Origin of the sequence: Acidiluteibacter ferrifornacis (assembly GCF_009909615.1) — a bacterium.
GTDB classification, from domain to species: domain Bacteria; phylum Bacteroidota; class Bacteroidia; order Flavobacteriales_E; family Vicingaceae; genus Acidiluteibacter; species Acidiluteibacter ferrifornacis.
The window spans coordinates 498-935 of the sequence record NZ_WWNE01000015.1; the positions used below are offsets into that span (position 1 = coordinate 498).

General features: G+C 44.7%; 1 protein-coding gene. It reads right to left on the reverse strand.

From position 1 onward, the window contains the following. A partial coding sequence (locus tag GQN54_RS13970) for a hypothetical protein (protein ID WP_160634190.1) occupies positions 1-404 on the reverse strand: 404 nt, incomplete at its 3' end. Positions 405-438: the final 34 nt, after the last annotated feature.

Consider the following 438-nt stretch of genomic DNA (forward strand, 5'->3'; position numbering starts at 1 on the left):
AAATCTGTTTCAAAGAAGTATGGGGTAACTAGGTGATTTTCATTAATATCTTTCTCAGTAGCACTGTTGAACAATTTGGGCTGAAGGTCACCCTCGTTGGCTGCGTAGAGCCATCCAAATGGTTGGCGTAACTTTTTAAGGTCTCCCTCAGTGGCTGGTTGGTACCACCCGCGGCCATCCACTCCAAATGGTAGGCGTAACTTCTTAAGGTCTCCCTTGGTCGCTGGTTGATACCACCCGCGGCCAGCCACAGAATATTGTAGGGCATCCTTTATGGGTCTGGGCATAGGAGTATTGGGTAGTTTGACTTTCCAATACTCCTCTGGAGATAAATTAGCTGCATGACCACTTGCTACAAAAGCAACAGAAAGAAGTGTGAAGAAGAAATAGTGATGTAACTCCATTAGAATTTGTTAACTGAAGAACTCAATAGCTAGC